Here is a 2717-nt window from a genome sequence, read left to right on the forward strand (position 1 = left end):
CTGCAACTCGACGCGCGCGGCGGCCACGGCGCCGTCCGCGAATTCAGCGAGGCGCTGCTCCACGCGCGTGACGAATGGATCGACGCCGTCGAGCGGTACGTGCGCTCACGCAGCGACGACACGTCACCCGACACCCGAGCGCAGGACATCAGCCCCGAGGTTCCGCAGTGACCCCCGTTTCGACGTCCCCCGACGCCCTCGACACCGCAGTGCTGGTGGAATGCGGGCGTCGTGTGCTCTCGCTCGAAGCCGAGGCACTGCGAGCCAGTGAGTCGGCGCTGGGTGAACCGTTTGCCCGCGCGGTGCGCCTGCTTGCCGCCTGCACCGGACGCGTCATCGTGGCCGGGGTCGGCAAGTCCGGCCTGGTGGGGCGAAAAATGGCGGCCACCTTCACGAGCACAGGCACCCCGGCGGTCTTCCTGCATCCGGTGGAGAGCGTGCACGGTGATCTCGGGATCGTGGGGCCCGACGACGTAGCGATCCTCATCTCGAAGAGTGGGGAAAGCGATGAGCTCCTGGGACTCATCGATGCACTCGCCCGCCTCGGCGTGAAGATGATCGCCATGACCGCTGTCGCCACGTCCCGGTTGGCCCGCTCCTGCGAGGTGACGCTCGATCTCCTCGTGAAGGAGGAGGCCTGCCCACACAACCTCGCCCCAACCACCAGCACCACGGTCACGCTGGCCCTCGGCGATGCGCTGGCGGTGGCCCTGCTCCAGGCCAAGGGGTTTCAGGCCGAAGATTTCGCGCGCTTCCATCCGGGTGGCGCGCTGGGGCGCCGTCTCCTGACGCGCGTGAGCGATGTCATGGAACGTGACCGCCTGCCGACGTTGGCCCTGTCCGCCAGCATGCGCGAAGCCGTTGTGCTGCTCGCCGAGCGACGTGGCATTGCGATCGTGGTGGAACAGGATCGGGTGTGTGGGGTGGTCACCGCTGGGGATTTGACACGCGTGCTCGAACGACGGGACGACGTATTGTCCGTTCCCGTCGCCGACGTGATGACCACCACACCGCGCATGGCCAACGTAGACGATTTGGGGAGCGCCGTAGTGCACCGTATGGAGACCCACGGCATCATGGCGATGCCGGTGATCGATGGAGACCGAAAGCTGGTCGGTATCGTCCACCTGCACGATCTCATGCGCGCCGGGGCCGTCTGATGCCGGGAGTGCGATCGTCAATGGTGCGTGCCCTGCGGCAGGTCGTCGCATTGGCCGCGGGAGCCGTGCTGCTCACGGCAGCGGCGTGTCCGAAAAAGCCGGCCGCCATGAAGCGGGCGCAGGCCTCGACCATGCCCGACTCCGCAGACCAGATGGGATTCGGTATGCGCCACGTGCTCACCAACAAAGGGGTGAGCAACGGAGAGCTGCTCTCGGACACCTCGTACCTGTATGAAGACGGCACTCGCATCGAGATGCGTCGCCTGAACCTCACCTTCTATACCTCCCAAGGGGTGAAGGACGGCGTGCTCACGTCGAAGACCGGCACCTACAACTCGCGGCTACAGCGCCTCGAAGCGCGCGGCGACGTGGTGGTGGTTCGCGAGGACGGCAAGCGATTCACATCGCAGCAACTGGTGTTCGATCAGGTACGCAACCAGTTCTTCTCCGACTCGGCGTTCGTGCTCAACGAACCCAAGCGTGAGCACTCGGGCATCGGTTTCGAGTCCGACCCGAAGCTGAACAACTTCCGATGCTTGCGGGGGTGCAAGATCATCGCGACGGTTCGGGTACCGACGCGTTGAGTAGCCCGCATCGTTCGCGTCCTGCGCCTGCTCGCGCCCTGCTCCTCGTGACCATCGCCATCATGGTCACAGTGGCGGGGTGCCGCGGCGTACGGCGTACCGGGCCGTCCGCGCCCGTGAAACCGCAAGCCGCGGACAGTGCCAAGCGCCCCGGGGGCGATTCCGCGGCCAAAGCCGCTGCCGACAGCGTCGCCAAAGCCGCAGCGGCCGATACGAAGAAGGCCGACTCGGCCAAGGTGGATTCGGCGGCGCGGGCCGCCGCCAAGGCCGATACCGCGAAAAAGCGGACCCCGCCGAAGAAGCAGCCACCGGCGTCCCGCCCGTGTGTCCTCGACATGACGGAGTCGCCGCCGGAAACGCGCCTCTTGTACAGTCGCCTCAACGAATCCATTGCCAACACCTTCATCGGCGGCGGGTTCGTGGGTCGCTGTCAGGGTGAGAACAATCGTCTGCGCGCCGACAGTGCCGAGCAGTTTCAGGCCGCCGGCATCGTGAATCTGTACGGCAACGTGGTGTACGAGGAGCCGAACAAGATGCAGATCACGGCCACGCACGCCACGTACTTCACGCGCGAAGGTCGGCTGTACGCCGACGGCAACGTGGTCGCGACGCAGCTCGCCACCGGCAGTACGTTCGTGGGGCCCAGCATCGAGTACTTCCGCAGTACTCCCGAGCGACCAGCGTCCAGGCTCGTGGCGCCAAGTCGCTCCACCGCCACGCTGATCGAAAAGGACAGCACCGGCAAGCGGTCCCCGCCGACGCGGGTGCAGGCGAATCGCTTCGAGGACGCCGGCGATTCCCTGCTCATGGCGTGGGGCGATGTACAGATCGACCGCGAGCAGATCAGCGCCCGGTCCGATTCGGCCGCATTCGACAAGGTGACCGAGAAATCCCGTCTCGTGCGCGGAGCCCGCATCGTGAACCGCGACACCGCGCAGAAGTTCACGCTGGTGGGTGATACCATCGACATGTT

The 2717-nt window shown here is 66.2% G+C and carries 2 protein-coding genes and 1 pseudogene; all 3 read left to right on the forward strand.

Going from position 1 to position 2717, the window contains the following annotated elements:
* The first annotated feature begins 167 nt into the window (after positions 1–167).
* A complete protein-coding gene (locus tag ACIQ6O_RS16000; protein WP_396208770.1) occupies positions 168–1160 on the forward strand; it encodes an SIS domain-containing protein in 993 nt (330 codons plus the stop codon).
* A 20-nt stretch (positions 1161–1180) separates the two neighbouring features.
* On the forward strand, positions 1181–1744 hold the full coding sequence (gene lptC, locus ACIQ6O_RS16005) for an LPS export ABC transporter periplasmic protein LptC (RefSeq protein WP_396208771.1): 564 nt from the start codon (positions 1181–1183) through the stop codon (positions 1742–1744).
* Positions 1745–1860: 116 nt separating this feature from the next.
* Positions 1861–2717 (forward strand): annotated as a pseudogene (locus tag ACIQ6O_RS16010) (hypothetical protein); the annotation flags it as partial.

The sequence above is a fragment of the Gemmatimonas sp. genome (assembly GCF_044345575.1).
GTDB lineage: Bacteria > Gemmatimonadota > Gemmatimonadetes > Gemmatimonadales > Gemmatimonadaceae > Gemmatimonas.